The 17,106-nt window shown below is 61.7% G+C and carries 13 protein-coding genes, 1 tRNA gene, 1 pseudogene and 1 riboswitch; of the genes and pseudogenes, 13 read left to right on the top strand and 2 right to left on the bottom strand.

Annotated elements, in window-relative coordinates; all coding sequences use genetic code 11:
* Window positions 1-211 precede the first annotated feature (211 nt).
* On the bottom strand, window positions 212-904 hold the full coding sequence (gene ung / locus PSH84_RS11640; RefSeq protein WP_305482946.1) for a uracil-DNA glycosylase: 693 nt from the start codon (window positions 902-904) through the stop codon (window positions 212-214).
* A gap of 131 nt (window positions 905-1,035) precedes the next feature.
* Between ung and dspII the strand changes: the two genes are divergently transcribed.
* Entirely contained in the window at window positions 1,036-2,148 is a 1,113-nt protein-coding gene (gene dspII / locus PSH84_RS11635; RefSeq protein ID WP_072409938.1) for an enoyl-CoA hydratase/isomerase DspII, read from the top strand.
* A 196-nt stretch (window positions 2,149-2,344) separates the two neighbouring features.
* Here dspII and PSH84_RS11630 read toward each other — a convergent pair whose 3' ends face one another.
* Window positions 2,345-2,755 carry a hypothetical protein gene (locus tag PSH84_RS11630; RefSeq protein WP_122566061.1) on the bottom strand — a complete coding sequence of 137 codons (411 nt, stop codon included), beginning with the start codon at window positions 2,753-2,755 and terminating at the stop codon, window positions 2,345-2,347.
* Window positions 2,756-3,059: 304 nt separating this feature from the next.
* Window positions 3,060-3,161, top strand: a riboswitch (guanidine-I (ykkC/yxkD leader).
* Between the two features lie 60 nt (window positions 3,162-3,221).
* Here PSH84_RS11630 and PSH84_RS11625 point away from each other — a divergent pair.
* From PSH84_RS11625 to PSH84_RS11570, 12 genes and pseudogenes are all read left to right on the top strand, one after another.
* Window positions 3,222-4,289, top strand: coding sequence for a putative urea ABC transporter substrate-binding protein (locus PSH84_RS11625; RefSeq protein ID WP_305470115.1), 1,068 nt, complete (start codon window positions 3,222-3,224; stop codon window positions 4,287-4,289).
* Window positions 4,290-4,304: 15 nt separating this feature from the next.
* On the top strand, window positions 4,305-5,120 hold the full coding sequence (locus PSH84_RS11620; protein ID WP_305482944.1) for an ABC transporter permease: 816 nt from the start codon (window positions 4,305-4,307) through the stop codon (window positions 5,118-5,120).
* Complete coding sequence (locus PSH84_RS11615; protein ID WP_122566058.1) at window positions 5,117-5,902, top strand: ABC transporter ATP-binding protein; 786 nt, start codon at window positions 5,117-5,119, stop codon at window positions 5,900-5,902. Before PSH84_RS11620 ends, PSH84_RS11615 begins: the two co-directional genes overlap by 4 nt.
* A gap of 13 nt (window positions 5,903-5,915) precedes the next feature.
* Window positions 5,916-6,641 carry an urea amidolyase associated protein UAAP1 gene (locus tag PSH84_RS11610; protein ID WP_305482942.1) on the top strand — a complete coding sequence of 242 codons (726 nt, stop codon included), beginning with the start codon at window positions 5,916-5,918 and terminating at the stop codon, window positions 6,639-6,641.
* Window positions 6,642-6,652: 11 nt separating this feature from the next.
* On the top strand, window positions 6,653-7,294 hold the full coding sequence (locus PSH84_RS11605) for an urea amidolyase associated protein UAAP2 (protein ID WP_305482940.1): 642 nt from the start codon (window positions 6,653-6,655) through the stop codon (window positions 7,292-7,294).
* 285 nt (window positions 7,295-7,579) lie between these two features.
* Window positions 7,580-11,221, top strand: a complete 3,642-nt coding sequence (gene uca, locus PSH84_RS11600; protein ID WP_305482938.1) for an urea carboxylase — start codon at window positions 7,580-7,582, stop codon at window positions 11,219-11,221.
* 22 nt (window positions 11,222-11,243) lie between these two features.
* The gene (gene atzF, locus PSH84_RS11595; RefSeq protein ID WP_305470107.1) at window positions 11,244-13,022 is read left to right on the top strand and encodes an allophanate hydrolase; all 1,779 of its coding nucleotides are present in this window, start codon (window positions 11,244-11,246) and stop codon (window positions 13,020-13,022) included.
* A 344-nt stretch (window positions 13,023-13,366) separates the two neighbouring features.
* Window positions 13,367-13,985 (top strand): annotated as a pseudogene (locus PSH84_RS11590) (GGDEF domain-containing protein); the annotation flags it as partial.
* Window positions 13,978-14,196, top strand: a complete 219-nt coding sequence (locus PSH84_RS11585) for a cysteine-rich CWC family protein (protein ID WP_305482936.1) — start codon at window positions 13,978-13,980, stop codon at window positions 14,194-14,196. The pseudogene PSH84_RS11590 and the gene PSH84_RS11585, both read left to right, overlap by 8 nt.
* Window positions 14,197-14,231: 35 nt before the next feature.
* On the top strand, window positions 14,232-14,924 hold the full coding sequence (locus PSH84_RS11580; protein WP_122566051.1) for a pseudouridine synthase: 693 nt from the start codon (window positions 14,232-14,234) through the stop codon (window positions 14,922-14,924).
* 309 nt (window positions 14,925-15,233) lie between these two features.
* Window positions 15,234-16,118 carry an alpha/beta fold hydrolase gene (locus PSH84_RS11575; RefSeq protein ID WP_305470105.1) on the top strand — a complete coding sequence of 295 codons (885 nt, stop codon included), beginning with the start codon at window positions 15,234-15,236 and terminating at the stop codon, window positions 16,116-16,118.
* 162 nt (window positions 16,119-16,280) lie between these two features.
* Window positions 16,281-16,354: transfer RNA gene (locus tag PSH84_RS11570), tRNA-Gly, on the top strand.
* Window positions 16,355-17,106: the final 752 nt, after the last annotated feature.

The raw sequence follows: 17,106 nt of genomic DNA, 5'->3' as shown, positions 1-17,106 counted from the left end.
GCGTACAAAAATCGGGTGGCCACTGAAGATCAATGTGGGAGCGAGCTTGCTCGCGAAGGCACCGGCACATTCAACATCACCGCCGCTGGTCCACCGCTTTCGCGAGCAAGCCCGCTCCCACAGGGGATTTGCGGCGTACAAAAATCGGGTAACCACTGAAGATCAATGTGGGAGCGAGCTTGCTCGCGATGGGGCCAGCCCGACTAGCGCATCAAACCGGCGGCAACCGCCACTCGATCGGCGTCTCGCCCTGCTGCTGGAGAAACTTGTTGGTCCGGCTGAAATGCCCGCAGCCGATGAAACCTCGGTGGGCCGACAGCGGTGACGGGTGGACCGAAGTCAGCACCAAATGCTTGGTCGCATCGATCAGCTTCTGCTTGCTCTGGGCATGGGCGCCCCACAACAGGAACACCAAGTGCGGCTGGTGTTCGCTGACGACTTCAATGATCCTGTCAGTAAAATGCTGCCAACCTTTTTTGGCATGGGCGTTGGCATTGGCGCGCTCCACGGTCAGGGTCGTGTTGAGCAGCAATACGCCCTGGTCGGCCCAGCTCTGCAGGTAGCCGTGATTCGGGATATCGATGTTCAAATCGCGCTTCAATTCCTTGTAGATGTTGACCAGGGACGGCGGTGTCGGCACGCCCGGCTGTACCGAGAAGCACAAGCCATGGGCCTGGCCTGGACCGTGGTACGGGTCTTGGCCGAGAATCACCACCTTGACCTTATCCAGCGGCGTGGAATTGAGGGCGTTGAAAATCAGTGGAGCCGGCGGATAGATCTCCTTGCCGGCGGCGTATTCACTGCGCAGGAACTCACGCAACTCCGCCATGTAGGGCTGGTCGAACTCGGCACGCAGTGCCTGCTTCCAGCTCGGTTCGAGTTTGATACGGTCGTCAGCAGTCATGGTTGCATCCGGTAAAAACAATGGGCGCACCCTAGGAAAGCCTACAGGGCTTGTCAATTGATCTGACGCAGAACCGGCACTTTCCTACGCAGCGGTCATACTGAACATTCAAATTTCTGATCGAGGTCACGATGAATCTGCACTTCGAAGAACTCACCGGCATCGACGGTGCCCGTATCGGCATCGCCACCCTGGACGCCGAAAAATCCCTGAACGCTCTTTCCCTGCCCATGATCAACGCCTTGCGTGATCGCCTCGATGCCTGGGCCAGGGAGCCGCAGGTCGTTTGTGTGCTGTTGCGCGGCAATGGCGCCAAGGCCTTCTGCGCCGGCGGTGAAGTGCGCAGCCTGGTGGAGGCCTGCCGCGCTCATCCCGGCGAGGTACCGCCGTTGGCGGCACAATTCTTCGCGGCCGAATACCGCTTGGACTTTAACCTGCACACCTACCCCAAGCCCTTGCTGTGCTGGGGCCACGGTTATGTACTGGGCGGTGGCATGGGGCTGCTGCAAGGCGCCAGTACCCGCATCGTCACGCCCAGCAGCCGCCTGGCCATGCCGGAAATCAGCATCGGCCTGTACCCGGATGTCGGCGCCAGTTGGTTCTTGTCACGCCTGCCCGGCAAGCTCGGGCTGTTTCTCGGCCTGACCGGTGCCCATATGAATGCCCGGGACGCCATCGACCTGGGCCTGGCCGACCGTTTTTTGCTGGATGAACAACAAGACGACCTGATCGAAGGCCTGCTGCAGCTCAACTGGCAGGAGCAGACCGAGATGCAGCTCAACAGCTTGCTCAAGGCTCTGCAGCAGGAAGCCATCGCCCAACTGCCCGAAGCCCAATGGCTGCCGCGGCGGCCGAAAATCGATGAGTGGTTGGATGTCAGCGATGTGCGCTGCGCCTGGAAAGCCCTCAGCCTGCTGGTGGATCACCCTGATCCACTGATCGCCCGCGCCGCCAAGACCATGACCGAAGGCTCACCGTTGACCGCTCATCTGGTCTGGGAACAGATCGCCCGGGCCCGACATTTGTCTTTGGCCGGTGTGTTCCGGATGGAATACACCCTGAGCCTCAACTGCTGCCGTCATCCGGAGTTCAGCGAAGGCGTGCGGGCGCGATTGATCGACAAGGATCACAAACCGCGCTGGCACTGGCCGGACATCAACCATGTGCCTGAAGCGGCGGTCGAGGCGCACTTTCACAAGGCCTGGGAAGGCCGGCATCCATTGGCGGATCTGTCCAACGAGTAAAGATCTGGGTGACATTCTGGAGAGTGCCATCTGTGGGAGCAAAGCTTGCTCGCGATGACAGGGTATCAGTCAGCCTCCCGGTGACTGGCATACCGCTATCGCGAGCAAGCTTTGCTCCCACAAGCGTTGTCCTATCGGGTTTATTACAGGCATAAAAAAACGGCGCTCAATGCGCCGCTTTTTTTCTGCCCAGAGATCAGCGGTGGTGGCCCCGTCCATCGTGATTGCCGCGTCCACGGTCATGATCGCCGCGTCCCCGATGATCACGCCCGCCTCGACCACGTCGGTCGTCATTCCAGCCGCCCCGGTTATGGCCGTCCCAGCCGCCCCGGTGTGGGTAAGGTCGATACGCCGCTCGCGGTGGCGAGTAATAGCGTGGGCCTTGCTGGTAGTAACGCGGTGCCGAGTAATAGCGGGGCGCCGATTGGTAGTACCGCGGGGCGTAATAACCACGCGGTGCCGAATAATAACTCCCACCACCGTAATAGACCGGTGCCGGTGAGGTGTAGACCTCGGAACGGTAGTAGCTCGAATCTCCGTCGTAATAAGGCACGCAGGCCGAAAGAGTCAAACCGAGAAACGCAATGAGCAGCAGTCGTCGATACATGGCGGCCTCCTGGACCGCGGATGGGCCACATCAGCGACGCTGATGGGCGGCAGTCAACGTTGTGTGACTGACAACTACTCAGACAGCCAAATCGGAATCTGGTGCGACCTGGCAACAACTAGAAACATGTCCCTCGTCGCCCTCTTCCGGTGCGCGAGGGCACCACAAATAAGCACAAATCCGCCCTTAGTCCTCCCTTTCCAACACTTGCCCCCTCTGGCCCGGGCCTTTGCCGGAATTGGCACGGCTCTCGCTTTAACAAACTCCGTGCAGGAGTCATCACAGGTTCGCGGCACCACAATTTGCAATGGCTGACTAGGGTTCCGGCTCGCTTCTGGCGAGTGGCTGGTCCGAGAGTTGGCGACCTCCAGTTGAGGTTACACGGCGGGACAAAAGCCCGGGAGACAAGCCACCGTTCGCGGTGCCGCGTTGCTCCTGTCCGCCCTTGATCAACTGGAGAACCACCATGTTCAAGCTTCGTCTGTCTGCCCTGCTCCTCGCCGCACTCTCGGCCCTCGCGAGCTTCTCATCCGCCGCCGCACAAAAAGACCACTTCAGCGTCTGCTGGACCATTTACGCCGGCTGGATGCCCTGGGAATACGCCGGTAGCCAAGGCATCGTCGACAAATGGGCAAAAAAGTACGGCATCAAGATCGATGTCGTGCAGCTCAACGACTACGTCGAATCCATCAACCAATACACCGCCGGACAGTTCGACGGCTGCACCATGACCAACATGGATGCCCTCACCATTCCCGCCGCCGGTGGCGTAGACAGCACCGCGCTGATCGTCAGCGATTTCTCCAACGGCAACGACGGCATCGTCCTCAAGGGCGAGGGCAAGAAAGTCGCTGACCTCAAGGGCATGGACGTCAATCTGGTGGAATTGTCGGTGTCCCATTACCTGCTGGCCCGCGCCTTGGATTCGGTTGGCCTCACCGAGAAAGATCTGAAAGTCGTCAACACCTCCGATGCCGATATCTCCGCCGCCTTCAACACCGACCAAGTCAAGGCCGTCACCACCTGGAACCCAATGCTCTCGGACATCAAGGCCCAGCCTGGCATGAGCGAAGTGTTCAATTCCAGCCAGGTTCCCGGCGAGATCATGGACATGATGGTGGTCAACACCCAGACCCTGCAGGACAACCCGGCCCTGGGCAAAGCGTTGACCGGTGCCTGGTTTGAAGTGGTGGCGCTGATGAACGCAAAAAACGCCGCCAGCCAGGCCGCGTTGGAACACATGGCCAAAGCCTCGGGCACCGACCTCAAAGGTTTCCAGGCGCAACTGGACACCACCAAGCTGTTCGCCACGCCCAAGGAAGCCCTGGGCTTCGCCACCAGCGAGCAACTGCCCACGACCATGGGCAAGGTGGCCGAGTTCTCGTTCCAGCACGGCTTGTTGGGCGAAGGCGCCAAGGACACGAACGCGGTCGGCATGGCGTTCGCCAATGGCGTGACCCGCGGCGACAAGGCCAACCTCAAGCTGCGCTTTGACCCGACCTACGTACAGCTGGCCGCCGACGCCAAGCTGTAAACCGGAGGACCTGGCATGCGCCTGATCAACCGCTACCCGGATCGTCCCAGCCGCTTGTTGCTGGTGATCCTGCCATTCGCGCTGGTGTTGTTCGCCTACTTCATGGGCTCGGCCGAACGGTTGACGGATAACCCCAACGACAAATTGCTGCCCAGCGCCGTGCAAATGGCCGATGCGGTCAAGCGCCTGGCCTTCACCGCGGACGCCCGCAGTGGCGACTACCTGCTCTGGCAAGACACCGCGTCGAGTCTGCGGCGGCTGGCCATCGGCTTGGGTATCAGCGCCCTGGCCGGGCTGTGCCTGGGCATTGCCGCCGGTACGTTGCCGCTGTTTGGCGCACCGCTGTCGCCGCTGCTCACCGTGGTGTCGATGGTGCCGCCGCTGGCCATCCTGCCGATCCTGTTCATCGTCTTCGGCCTGGGGGAACTGTCAAAAGTGATGCTGATCGTGATTGGCATCACCCCCTGCCTGGCTCGCGACCTGGAACAGCGCGCCCGGGAAATTCCGTCCGAACTGCTGATCAAGGCCCAGACCCTCGGCGCTTCGACCTGGACCCTGATACTGCGGGTGGTGCTGCCGCCACTGCTGCCGCGCCTGTTGATTTCCCTGCGGCTGATGCTGGGTTCTGCCTGGTTGTTTCTGATCGCGGCCGAAGCCATCGCCTCCACCGACGGGTTGGGCTATCGGATTTTCCTGGTGCGCCGTTACCTAGCGATGGACGTGATCTTGCCCTACGTGATGTGGATCACCCTGCTCGCCTGGCTGATGGACTGGGGCCTCAAGCGCCTGACCCGCCGAGCGTTCCCCTGGTACGAGGGGGCGAAGGCATGAGCTTCATCACCGTGAACAATGTCTGGCAACAGTATGCCGATCAGGTGGTACTGGAGCGTTTGAACCTGAGGGTCGCCGAGGGTGAGTTCTGCACACTGGTGGGGGCGTCGGGTTGCGGCAAGTCAACCTTCCTGCGATTGCTGCTGGGCCAGGAACGCGCCAGTCGCGGACAGATTCTGCTGGACGGTGAACCCTTGGCCGGCGAGCCGGATGCCAGCCGGGGCGTGGTGTTCCAGCGCTACTCGGTGTTCCCGCACCTGACGGTTCTGGACAACGTCGCCCTGGGCCTTGAGTTGCCGCGCTCGCCGCTGCTGGGACGGCTGTTCGGCAATGCCAAGCGCCAGACCCGCGAAGAAGCCGCCCAACTGCTGGATAAGGTCGGCCTGGGCCATGCGCTGGACAAATACCCGGCGCAACTGTCCGGGGGCATGCAACAGCGACTGGCCATCGCTCAGGCACTGATCATGAAGCCCCGTGTCCTGCTGCTGGACGAGCCCTTTGGCGCCCTCGACCCGGGCATTCGCAAAGACATGCACGCCTTGTTGCTTGAGCTGTGGCGCGAAACCCGGCTGACGGTGTTCATGGTCACCCATGACCTGTCCGAAGGTTTCAGCCTCGGCACGCGCCTGCTGGTGTTCGACAAAGTCCGTGTCGATCCCCACGCCCCCGGCGCCTATGGCGCACGCATTACCTACGACATTCCATTGAACAGCGACCGCCGCATCCGTGCCGCCGTCGACGCCCTGCCCGCCGAACTGGCCGGCACGTTGCGTATCGCTTGAAAGGAGTTTTGCCATGACCGATTCGATCTCTATGTTCCCCCCCTTCGCCGAAGAGCTGCTGCCCGGTGGCGGCCACCGTTCCTTCGTGCTCAAGCGCGGCCAACTGCTGCGCCTGACCGACCTGCGCGGCGGGGCCAACGTGAGCCTGACGCTGCTCAATGCCAACGAGAAAACCGAACGCCTGAACCTGCCCGACAGCCTCAAATGCCAACACACCGCCAAGCTCACCGCCGGCCATTGCCTGTACTCGGACATGGGTCGAGTACTGGCGGCCATCACCGCCGACACTTGCGGCTGGAGCGACAGCCTCGGCGGCGTGCTCTGCGCCGAAGAGGTCGCTGAAAAATACGGTCAGGGCCGCTATCAGGAACTGCGCAACGGCTTCTTTCGCAACGGCACCGACAACCTGCTGGTGGAACTGGGCAAATGGGGGCTGGGCCTGTCCGACCTGCTGATGACCCTCAACCTGTTCAGCCGGGTCGATGTCGATGAGGCCGGAGGCTTTCATTTCGTTGAAGGCAACTCCCAGGCCGGCGACTACATCGAGCTCTATGCACCGATGGACACCCTGGTGGTGCTGACCGCACTGCAACACCCTATGGACCCGAACCCGCACTACGCCCCGCAACCGCTCAAGCTCAGCTGGATGAACGCCGACGCCAGCGTCGCCGAGCATTGCTGCCAGTCGCGCCCGGAAAACCAGCGCGGCTTCATCAACACCGACCGCCTGTTCGCCTGAGGATCGCTGCCATGTCACTCGCCATCGCCACCGTACCAAAGCAGCCTGAAAGCGCTATCTACCGCGCCACCATTCCCGCCGGGGAGCCCTGGCTGACGGAAGTCAAGAAGGGCCAGACCCTGCGCATCCTCGACCTGGAAGGCAACCAGGCGGTCGATACGCTGTTCTACAGCCTGGCCAACCCCAAGGAACGCTACGACGTGCAGCGCACCTTGCGCCGGCAGAACAGCGTTTACCTGAGCACCGGCAGCGTCCTGTACTCCAACCTCGGCCAGCCAATGCTGACCATCGTCGAAGACACCTGTGGGCGCCACGACACCCTCGGCGGGGCCTGCGCCCAGGAAAGCAACACCGTGCGCTACGCCTTGGAAAAACGCTACATGCACAGCTGCCGCGACAACTACCTGCGGGCCTGTGCCCACGACGGTCGGCTGGGCAAGGGCGACATCGGGCCGAACATCAACTTCTTCATGAACGTGCCGGTGACCGCAGACGGCGGCCTGACCTTCGAAGATGGGATCTCGGCACCGGGCACATACGTCGACCTGCGGGCCGAGATGGATGTGATCGTGTTGATCTCCAACTGTCCGCAACTGAACAACCCCTGCAACGCCTACAACCCCACACCAGCGGAGCTTTTGATATGGAACTGAAACTCAGCCGCCTGCGCCGCTGGCTGTTTGTGTTGTGCCAGAGCCGGTCGGGGCAATGCCTCAAATAACACCCTGATCCACTGTGGGAGCGAGCTTGCTCGCGATAGCGATCTGTCAGTTACATCAAGGTTGGATGTGCCGCCGCTATCGCGAGCAAGCTCGCTCCCACAGGGGACATAAGGTGTTTGGAAGTTTGCTGTCGGGGACGACCCCGCTGGCCATCGAAAACTGCGGGACGGCCCGCATCCCAGTTCAGGCAGCACGCATGCCTGAGGGGGCAATGCCATGTTCGAAAAAATCCTCATCGCCAACCGTGGCGCCATCGCTTGCCGCATCCTGCGGACCTTGCGCGAGCTGGAGGTCAAAGGCGTCGCGGTGTACTCCCAGGCCGACGCCGCCAGCTTGCATATCCAGCAGGCCGATGAAGCTTATTGCCTGGGCGATGGTGCGGCGGCCGGTACTTACCTGGCGGTGGATAAACTCCTGGCAATCGCCAAAAGCAGCGGCGCGACCGCGATCCATCCCGGCTACGGTTTCCTCTCGGAAAACGCAGCCTTCGCCGAAGCCTGCGAGGCCGCTGATATTGCTTTCATCGGCCCAACGCCGGAGCAACTGCGTGTGTTCGGCCTCAAGCACACCGCCCGCGACTTGGCTCGTCGACACGGCGTGCCGCTGCTCGAAGGCACCGAACTGCTCGACAGCCTCGACGCCGCGCTATTGGCGGGCACCCAGCTCGGCTATCCGGTGATGCTCAAAAGTACCGCGGGCGGCGGCGGCATCGGCATGCGCGTGTGTCGCAGCGCCACCGACCTGAGCGAATCCTTCGAAGCGGTCAAGCGCCTGGGCCAGAACAACTTCAGCGACGCCGGGGTATTCATCGAGAAGTACATCGAACGCGCGCGGCATCTGGAGGTGCAGGTATTCGGCGACGGCCAGGGCCAAGTGATCGCCTTGGGCGTACGCGACTGCTCGGTGCAACGGCGCAACCAGAAAGTCCTCGAGGAAACCCCGGCGCCGAACCTGCCCGAAGGCATGGCTGACGAACTCTGCGCAGCGGCGATCCAACTGGCCCAGGCGGTGAACTACCGCAGCGCCGGCACCGTGGAGTTTGTGTTCGACAGCGACGCGGGGCGCTTCTACTTCCTGGAAGTGAACACCCGCCTGCAAGTGGAGCACGGTGTCACCGAGCAGGTGTGGGGCGTGGACCTGGTGCGCTGGATGGTGCAACTGGCGGCCGGTGATCTGCCGCCACTGAGCGAGCTGGGCCAGGGATTGAAAGCCGAAGGCCACGCGATCCAGGCACGCCTGTATGCCGAGGATCCAGGCCGGGATTTCCAGCCAAGCCCGGGGCTGCTGACCGCGGTGAAATTTCCGCAGGCCGACGGCAAAGCACTGCGCATCGACACCTGGGTCGAGGCCGGTTGCCAGATCCCGCCCTACTTCGACCCGATGATCGCCAAGGTCATTCGCTGGGCGCCGACCCGTGAGCAAGCGCGGCTGGGCTTGCATCAAGCGCTGGACGAAAGCTTGTTGTACGGCGTCGAAACCAACCGCCACTACCTGCAACAGATTCTCCTCGACGCGCCGTTTGCCAGCGGTCAACCCTGGACCCGCTGCCTGGAGGCCTTGGTCTACCGCGCCAACACCGTGGAAGTGCTCAGCCCCGGCACACAGACCAGCGTCCAGGACTATCCCGGCCGCCTCGGTTATTGGGCCGTGGGGGTGCCGCCGTCGGGACCGATGGACAGCCATTCGTTGCGCCTGGGCAATCGCCTGCTGGGCAATGAAGAAGGTGCCGCGGCGTTGGAAATCACCATGAACGGGCCGCGGCTGCGCTTCAACTGCGATGCGCGGGTGGCGATGACCGGCGCGGTGATTGCCCTCACGCTCGACGGTGAAGCCGTACCGATGAACACCCCGTTGTCGATTGCTGCCGGCTCCACCCTGACGATCGGCACCATCGCTGGGGCCGGGTCGCGCAGTTACCTGTGCCTGCAAGGCGGCGTGCAAGTGCCGGATTACCTGGGCAGTAAAAGCACGTTCACCCTCGGTCAGTTCGGCGGCCATGGCGGACGGGCGTTGTGTACCGGCGATGTACTGCACCTGACTGAACTGGATGAGCACGCCGCGCTGCCACAACAGAACGCGCCGATCCTGGAGTTGCCGTCGGAACGGCAGATCCGCGTAATCTACGGCCCGCACGGCGCGCCGGAATATTTCACCGAGCGCTACATCCAGACCTTCTTCGACACTGCATGGGAAGTGCATTTCAACTCCAGCCGCACGGGCGTGCGCCTGATCGGGCCGAAACCTGAATGGGTTCGCGCCGACGGTGGCGAGGCTGGGCTGCACCCCTCCAACATCCATGACAATCCCTACGCCATCGGCGCCGTGGACTTCACCGGCGACATGCCCGTCATCCTCGGCCCCGACGGCCCGAGCCTGGGGGGGTTCGTCTGCCCGGTGACGGTGATCGAGGCGGACCTCTGGCAGTTAGGGCAGCTCAAGGCCGGGGACAAGGTGCGATTCGTGCCGGTGGATATATCGACCGCCCGCTCACTGGCCTTGAATTGGGCCCCTTGTGGGAGCGAGCTTGCTCGCGATAGCGGTCTGTCAGTTTCATCAAGGTTGGATGTGCCGCCGCTATCGCGAGCAAGCTCGCTCCCACAGGGTATGGGGTCGCCTGTGGTGTTGGATATTGGGCAGGACGACACCCGCCTGGTGGCGAGATTAGCCGGCGACACCCACCTGTTGCTGGAAATCGGCGCCGCCGAACTGGACCTGGTGCTGCGCTTTCGCGCCCACGCGTTGATGCAGGCTTTGGAACACAAACAACTGCCCGGCGTGATCGACCTGACGCCGGGCATTCGCTCGCTGCAAGTACACTATCAACCCGAACAAATGCCCCTGGCCGATCTACTGAGCATCGTCGTCGGTGAGTGGGACGCCGTATGCGCCGCGCAGGACCTGCAAGTGCCGTCGCGCATCGTCCACCTGCCGCTGTCCTGGGATGATCCGGCCTGCCAGCTGGCCATCGAGAAATACATGACCACGGTACGCAAGGACGCACCCTGGTGCCCGAGCAACCTGGAGTTCATTCGACGCATCAACGACCTGCCCAACCTCGACGAGGTGCAACGCACCGTGTTTGACGCCAGCTACCTGGTGATGGGCCTGGGGGACGTTTACCTCGGCGCGCCGGTCGCCACGCCGCTCGACCCACGGCATCGACTGGTGACCACCAAATACAACCCGGCCCGGACCTGGACCGCGGAAAACTCGGTGGGCATCGGCGGCGCCTACATGTGCGTGTACGGCATGGAAGGGCCTGGCGGCTATCAGTTCGTCGGGCGTACGTTGCAGATGTGGAATCGTTATCGGGAGGTCGCGGCATTCGACGGCAAGCCCTGGTTGCTGCGGTTCTTCGACCAGATCCGCTTCTACCCGGTCAGTGCCGATGAACGGCTGCACATCCGCCGTGAGTTCCCGCTGGGCCGCTTCGACCTGAAGATTGAGCACAGCCAGCTCAACCTCGCCGACTACCAGCGTTTTTTGGTGCAGGAAGCCGACAGCATCGCCGCGTTCCGACAACAGCAACAAGGCGCCTTCAACGCCGAGCGCGAGCGCTGGATCGCCAGTGGCCAAGCGCACTTCGACAGTGAAGAACCGGCCGTCGCACCAAGCGAAGATTCGCTGCTGACCGAGGGTCAACTGAGCGTCGACAGCCACATCGCCGGCAACCTCTGGCAAGTGCAGGTAGACGTTGGTGCGCGGGTGGCCGCCGGTGATGTGCTGGTCATCCTGGAGTCGATGAAAATGGAAATCCCGCTGCTTGCGCCCTCGGCCGGCGTAGTGCGCGAGGTGCGCGTCCAGCCCGGTTCGGCGGTGCGCGCCGGACAACGCGTCGTGGTGCTGGACCGTGCCTGAACTCAATCAAAGGATTAACACCATGAACTTCTCTCTTCGCTTGGACGACCTGCGCAATCACTACCGCAGCGGCGAACTGACGCCTCGGAAACTGCTGTTGGGCCTGCGGGAAAAAGCCGCGGCGCTGAACCCGGACTATCACCTGTTCATCCATCTGCTCACGGCCGAGGAACTGGAGCCCTACCTGGCCGCGTTGGAAGGCCGCGACTTGGAGAGCTTGCCCCTGTACGGCGTACCTTTTGCCATCAAGGACAACATCGACCTGGCCGGCATTCCGACCACGGCCGCCTGCCCGGCGTTTGCCTATGTGCCACCCTGCTCGGCGACCATTGTCGAGCAGTTGCTGGCACTGGGCGCGATCCCCCTGGGCAAGACCAACCTCGACCAATTCGCCACCGGGCTCAATGGCACTCGCTCGCCCTACGGCGCCTGCCGCAACAGCGTGTTGCCCGACTATCCGGCAGGCGGTTCGAGCGCCGGTTCGTCGCTGGCCGTGGCCTTGGGCGTAGCGAGTTTTGCCTTGGGCACCGATACCGCCGGCTCCGGCCGGGTGCCCGCGGCGTTGAACAACCTGGTGGGGTTGAAGGCCACTTTGGGGTTGATCTCAACGGCGGGCGTGGTCCCGGCCTGTCGCACGCTGGACTGCGTCACGACCTTCACGGCGACGGCCAAGGAAGCCAGCCAGCTCTTGGCGCTGACGGCCCGTCCAGACCCTGGTGACGACTACAGCCGCTACAACCCGCAGTGGAACGACGGCGCCGCGTTCGGCGCGCCCCGGCGCTTTCGTTTCGGCGTGCCACGCCAGCAGGACTTGGAATTTTTCGGCTGCCAGGAAGGTCCGCAACTGTTTCAGGACGCCGTCGAACGGCTCGAACGCCTGGGCGGCGAAGCCGTGGAACTGGACTTGTCGCCGTTCCTGGAAGCCGCACGGCTGCTTTATGAAGGTCCGTGGGTGGCCGAACGCTACAGCGTTGCCGGCCCCTTGATGGAACGCGAGCCGGAGGCCGTACTGCCCGTCATCCGCGCCGTCCTGGCGAAAGCGCCTACGGTAGATGGCGTGCAAACCTTCCGCGCCCGGTACCGTTTGCAAGCGCTCAAAGCCCAATGCGACCGAGCCATGGACACACTTGATTGTGTACTCACTCCGACCATCGGCCGCCCGGTGACCCTTGCCGAACTGACCGCCGAACCCGTGCTGCGCAACTCTGAGCTGGGTTACTACACCAATTTCATGAACCTGCTGGACTACGCCGCCGTCGCCGTTCCCAGTGCGTTCATGGCCAACGGCTTGCCCTGGGGCGTGACGCTGTTCGGTCGAGCCTTCACCGATCAATACCTCTTGAGCGTGGCCGATGCCTTGCAGCGTCAACAGGACAAGGCCTTGCCCATTCCCGCCCACCCGGCTCGCCACGACCGGGCGCGGCTGGTGGTGTGTGGCGCACACCTGGACGGGTTGGCGCTGAACTGGCAGCTCAAGCAACGCGGCGCCCGGCTGATCGAGGCCACCCAAAGCTCAGCGGACTACCACCTCTATGCCTTGGCTGGCGGCCCACCGTTGCGTCCCGGCATGGTTCGGGTTCGTGAAGGCGGCGTGGCGATCGAGGTCGAGGTCTGGGAGCTGCCGAGCAGCGAACTGGGCTCGTTCCTGACCGGCATTCCCGCACCGTTGGGGCTGGGTAAGGTGCAACTGGCCGATGGACGCTGGGAAAGCGGATTCATCTGTGAATCGTATGGCCTGGAAGGCGCACGGGACATCAGTCATTTGGGGGGATGGCGGGCTTATCTAATTACCCTTGAGTAAACAGGACTCTGTGGCGAGGGGATTTATCCCCGCTGGGCTGCGCAGCAGCCCCAAAACCTGTCAGCGCGGTATATCAGACAGAGTGCATTGGGGCCGCTTCGCGACCCAGCGGGGATAAATCCCCTCGCCACAATTTTGCAAACCTGCAAATCCGAGCACCTTTTCCCACAGGGCCACTAAACTGATTTCATTGGGTCTGCGCCAAGGGAATCGCCATGTCGCTCCGTTCGCCGTTGTATTCCCAGCGCAAGCCGCTCCTGGCGGTGGTGGCGCTGCTCGGTACAGGTTTCCTGATCATTACGTTGCTGGGCTATTACGCCGCCCATACCTCGATACGCGATCACATTCTCAAGACGCTGTACGTGAACCTGCTGATCGGCGTGCTCGTGACGCTGGCGGTCCTGGCCATCCTTTATCGGCTGATCAACCACTACCAGCAACGCATCGACGCCCAGGCCACCCTCGACAGCCTGACCGAATTGCCGAACCGCCGTGGCTTCGACCTGCTGGCCGTGCAAGCCCTGCACGAAGCCCCAGCGCGAGCCCAAACCCTTGACGGCGTTGCTGGTGGAGCTGGACGACTTCAAGCGACTGGACACCACCCACGGCCATATCGCCACCGATCAACTGCTGACCGGGTTCGCCCGCGACCTGACCCAAAGCCTGCGGCATTCGGACATCGTCTGTCGCTGGAGCGCCGACGCCTTTGTCGTCCTGCTCAAGGACACCGACGGCCAGACCGGTCTGAAAATCGCCGAGAAAATTCGTCAGCACATCGAAAAGCAGCGCTATTTCTGCAGTGGCAAACAATTGTTGGTCACCGTCAGCCTCGGCCTTACCACCTTGCAGGACGAAGACACCTTGCACAGCCTGCTGTCGCGGACCGATCATGCGTTACAACGCGCCCGGCAGACCGGGTGCAACCGAACCTGCGTGGACAAGCCTCACTCCAGTTATGAATAAACCCGACCTTTGCCCGGCCTGCGGCGGCACCAACGACTGCACCCTGGCCGACCCACGAACCGCCGACAGGGCCTGCTGGTGTTACGGCGTGAGCATTGACCCGGCCGTGCTTGAAGCATTGCCGGCCGAACTGCGTGATCAGTCCTGCCTGTGCCCACGTTGCGCCCAGGTCGAAGGCCAGTTGCGCGCCAAGCCCCAGCCGATCGCGTAAGATGCCCACCCTCCGCTGCCCTGCCTGAACTGCCCATGCGTGTCGACCGTTTCCTCAGCAATCTTCCGCGATTCAATCGCCAACAAGTGCGCCTGTTGCTGGTGGAGCGCCGGGTGCGAATCGACGGCCAGACCGTCAGCGATCCCCATGCACCGGTACGTGAATTCAGTCGCGTCGAAGTCGACGACCAAGTGCTGCAAGCCGGCCGGCCGGCGCGCTACTTCATGCTGCACAAGCCGCCCGGCTGCGTCAGTGCCACTCGCGATCCGCAACACCCCACTGTCCTCGACTGGTTGAACGAACCGGACAAGGACGACCTGCACATCGCCGGGCGCCTGGATTTCAACACCACCGGGCTGATGCTGATCACCAATGACGGCAGTTGGTCGCGGCGCCTGACTCAACCGCAGACCAAGCTGCCCAAGGTCTATTACGTCGAAACCGAGCAAACCATCACCGCCGAATACGCCGACACCTTCGCCCAAGGCCTGTATTTCGCCTTCGAAGACCTCACCACCCAACCGGCAGAGCTGACGCTGCTGGGGGAAAAATCAGCGCGCTTGAGCATCGTTGAAGGGCGCTACCACCAGGTCAAGCGCATGTTCGGCCACTTCAACAACAAGGTGCTGCGCCTGCACCGCGAGCGCATGGGCCCACTGACGCTGGACGACCATCTCGAGCCGGGCCACTACCGCGCCTTGAGCCCTGAAGAAATCCAGCTCATCTGATCCCGCTACCGCTGGGCAGAAGTGTCGAACAATTTTCCGACAGGTACTTGCGCAACGGTCTACCCCCTGCTTGAATCAAACCGTCGGCCGAAATGTGACCGATGAGTCACCACATACTTCCAAGAAACTTTTTGCCGGCGGGAACCCTCAGGTTCCGTCTGTTCGCCCGGCAAACTGCCCGCCTATAACAACACCCGTCGACCGCTGTTTTGGATCGACATGGGCCTTATCTTCCAGGCGTATGCCTACCTGTCACATTGCCCGTGCAATCTCATTGCGCGCATACCCGCTTGCCAGGAGTCTTATGACATGAGGCCAGAAATCGCTGTGCTGGATATACAGGGTCAGTATCGGGTTTACACGGAGTTCTATCGCGCAGACGCCGCACAAAAGACCATCATTTTGGTCAACGGCTCAATGGCCACCACCGCGTCGTTTGCACAGACCGCCAAAAACCTCTACCCGCAATTCAATGTCGTGCTGTACGACCAACCCTACGCGGGCAAGTCAAAAGCTCACAACCGACATGAGCAAATGCTGACAAAAGAGATTGAGGGCCAGATTCTCCTGGAACTGATCGACCACTTCGCCGCCGAACACGTGCTGTCGTTTTCCTGGGGCGGCGCCGCCACGCTGACTGCCTTGGCCCAGCGGCCAAGACGTATCGAAAAAGCGGTGATCAGCTCGTTCTCGCCAGTGCTCAATGCGCCGATGCGCGACTACCTGGAGCGCGGTGTGGATTACCTGGGCAACCTGGACGGCGACCGGGTCGGGCACCTGGTCAACAGCACCATCGGCAAGCACCTGCCGCCGTTGTTCAAGCGTTTCAACTATCGCCACGTCAGCAGCCTGGCCGAGCATGAGTACGGGCAGATGCACTTCCACATCAGCGATGTGCTCCACAGCGATCGCTTGTGCTATGTCAACGCAGCGAAAAAAATCAACGTGCCGGTGCTGTTCCTGAATGGCGAATGGGACGAATACACCGCGGCCGACGACGCCAAGCTCTTTGCCGATCATGTGCAGCACAGCAGCTTCAGCACGCTGCAAGCCACCGGGCACTTTCTGGACATGGAACACAAAGCCGCTTGCCGCGACAGTCGCAACGCCTTGATGAGTTTCCTCACACCGGAACAACACGAAAGCCGACCGCGCTATAGCTACGTGCAGGGCTACCATGCATTGGCTATCTGAAACCGAGTCTTGGCGAGCAAGCCCCTTCTTGCGCCTTCAGCAATGGGGTTTGCCCGCCAACGACCGCTCTGGTTTGAGGCTCGCGTAGACGACTGACCGCACCCCAAGTGAAGAAAAACTTCAAATCCGTGCCCACATCTGGTACAAAGTCAGCCGCTCCGAGCGGGTGTCGTATAATGGCATTACTCCAGCTTCCCAAGCTGATAACGAGGGTTCGATTCCCTTCACCCGCTCCAATCGAATTCTGGTCCCGCGTCGTATGTTTTTTGACGGGGGATTAAAAAAACCGGCTCTTGGTGGCCGGTTTTTTTTGGTCTGGAGTTTGTGGTGGTTTGCTCCCCTGGTGGTCGCGCCGAGGATCTACATGTCGATCAGCTTGTGAAGCACATTGATAATTCTGGACGCCTCTACAAGGCTGGCGTTGACAAGATCGACTACCATATCCCCGAGAAGCATACGGGACACGAACTGATGGCCATGCTTGGGATAAATGACGGAGCAACTCCCTGTTTACCATGAAACTCGGATCCACAAAGGAGTCCACGAGCCCATTCGCAGACTTCATTCGTAATGCGAAATCGGAAGAAAAAAACGCGTCTACAGTGAAGTGCTGATCGAAGCTACCAAAAAACAGAATGAAGTGATGTTGGCTGCGCGTGCAAAGCCAGCCTGATCACGTTGCTGGATTCCAAAACTGCCCGGCCGACCGCCGGGCTTTTTCATTCCGCTGTTAACCTGCTCTCACGCTCTGGCGCCTATGGGCACGCCGGCAAGTTTGGAAAGCCGACTATGGCCAGCGAGACGTTGCACAACCTCAACAACGGGACCTTTGCAGGAAAGATAGACAATTGTCCTGAGAGAAATGAATCTCGTGGCGAGGGAGCTTGCTCCCGCTTGAGTGCGAAGCGCTCACAAGAGGGCTGTTGCGCAGCCTAGCGGGAGCAAGCTCCCTCGCCACGGGTTCCGCGGTGCTCTCCCTGCGTTGCGT

Origin of the sequence: Pseudomonas beijingensis (assembly GCF_030687295.1) — a bacterium.
Classification (GTDB): Bacteria; Pseudomonadota; Gammaproteobacteria; order Pseudomonadales; family Pseudomonadaceae; genus Aquipseudomonas; species Aquipseudomonas beijingensis.
This window is presented reverse-complemented; position numbering and strand designations above follow the sequence as displayed.

Bases quoted from the DNA above. Each gene is read 5' to 3' on its own strand.
- ung (WP_305482946.1), bottom strand. From the start codon at position 904: ATGACTGCTGACGACCGTATCAAACTCGAACCGAGCTGGAAGCAGGCA.
- dspII (WP_072409938.1), top strand. From the start codon at position 1,036: ATGAATCTGCACTTCGAAGAACTCACCGGCATCGACGGTGCCCGTATC.
- PSH84_RS11630 (WP_122566061.1), bottom strand. From the start codon at position 2,755: ATGTATCGACGACTGCTGCTCATTGCGTTTCTCGGTTTGACTCTTTCG.
- PSH84_RS11625 (WP_305470115.1), top strand. From the start codon at position 3,222: ATGTTCAAGCTTCGTCTGTCTGCCCTGCTCCTCGCCGCACTCTCGGCC.
- PSH84_RS11620 (WP_305482944.1), top strand. From the start codon at position 4,305: ATGCGCCTGATCAACCGCTACCCGGATCGTCCCAGCCGCTTGTTGCTG.
- PSH84_RS11615 (WP_122566058.1), top strand. From the start codon at position 5,117: ATGAGCTTCATCACCGTGAACAATGTCTGGCAACAGTATGCCGATCAG.
- PSH84_RS11610 (WP_305482942.1), top strand. From the start codon at position 5,916: ATGACCGATTCGATCTCTATGTTCCCCCCCTTCGCCGAAGAGCTGCTG.
- PSH84_RS11605 (WP_305482940.1), top strand. From the start codon at position 6,653: ATGTCACTCGCCATCGCCACCGTACCAAAGCAGCCTGAAAGCGCTATC.
- uca (WP_305482938.1), top strand. From the start codon at position 7,580: ATGTTCGAAAAAATCCTCATCGCCAACCGTGGCGCCATCGCTTGCCGC.
- atzF (WP_305470107.1), top strand. From the start codon at position 11,244: ATGAACTTCTCTCTTCGCTTGGACGACCTGCGCAATCACTACCGCAGC.
- PSH84_RS11585 (WP_305482936.1), top strand. From the start codon at position 13,978: ATGAATAAACCCGACCTTTGCCCGGCCTGCGGCGGCACCAACGACTGC.
- PSH84_RS11580 (WP_122566051.1), top strand. From the start codon at position 14,232: ATGCGTGTCGACCGTTTCCTCAGCAATCTTCCGCGATTCAATCGCCAA.
- PSH84_RS11575 (WP_305470105.1), top strand. From the start codon at position 15,234: ATGAGGCCAGAAATCGCTGTGCTGGATATACAGGGTCAGTATCGGGTT.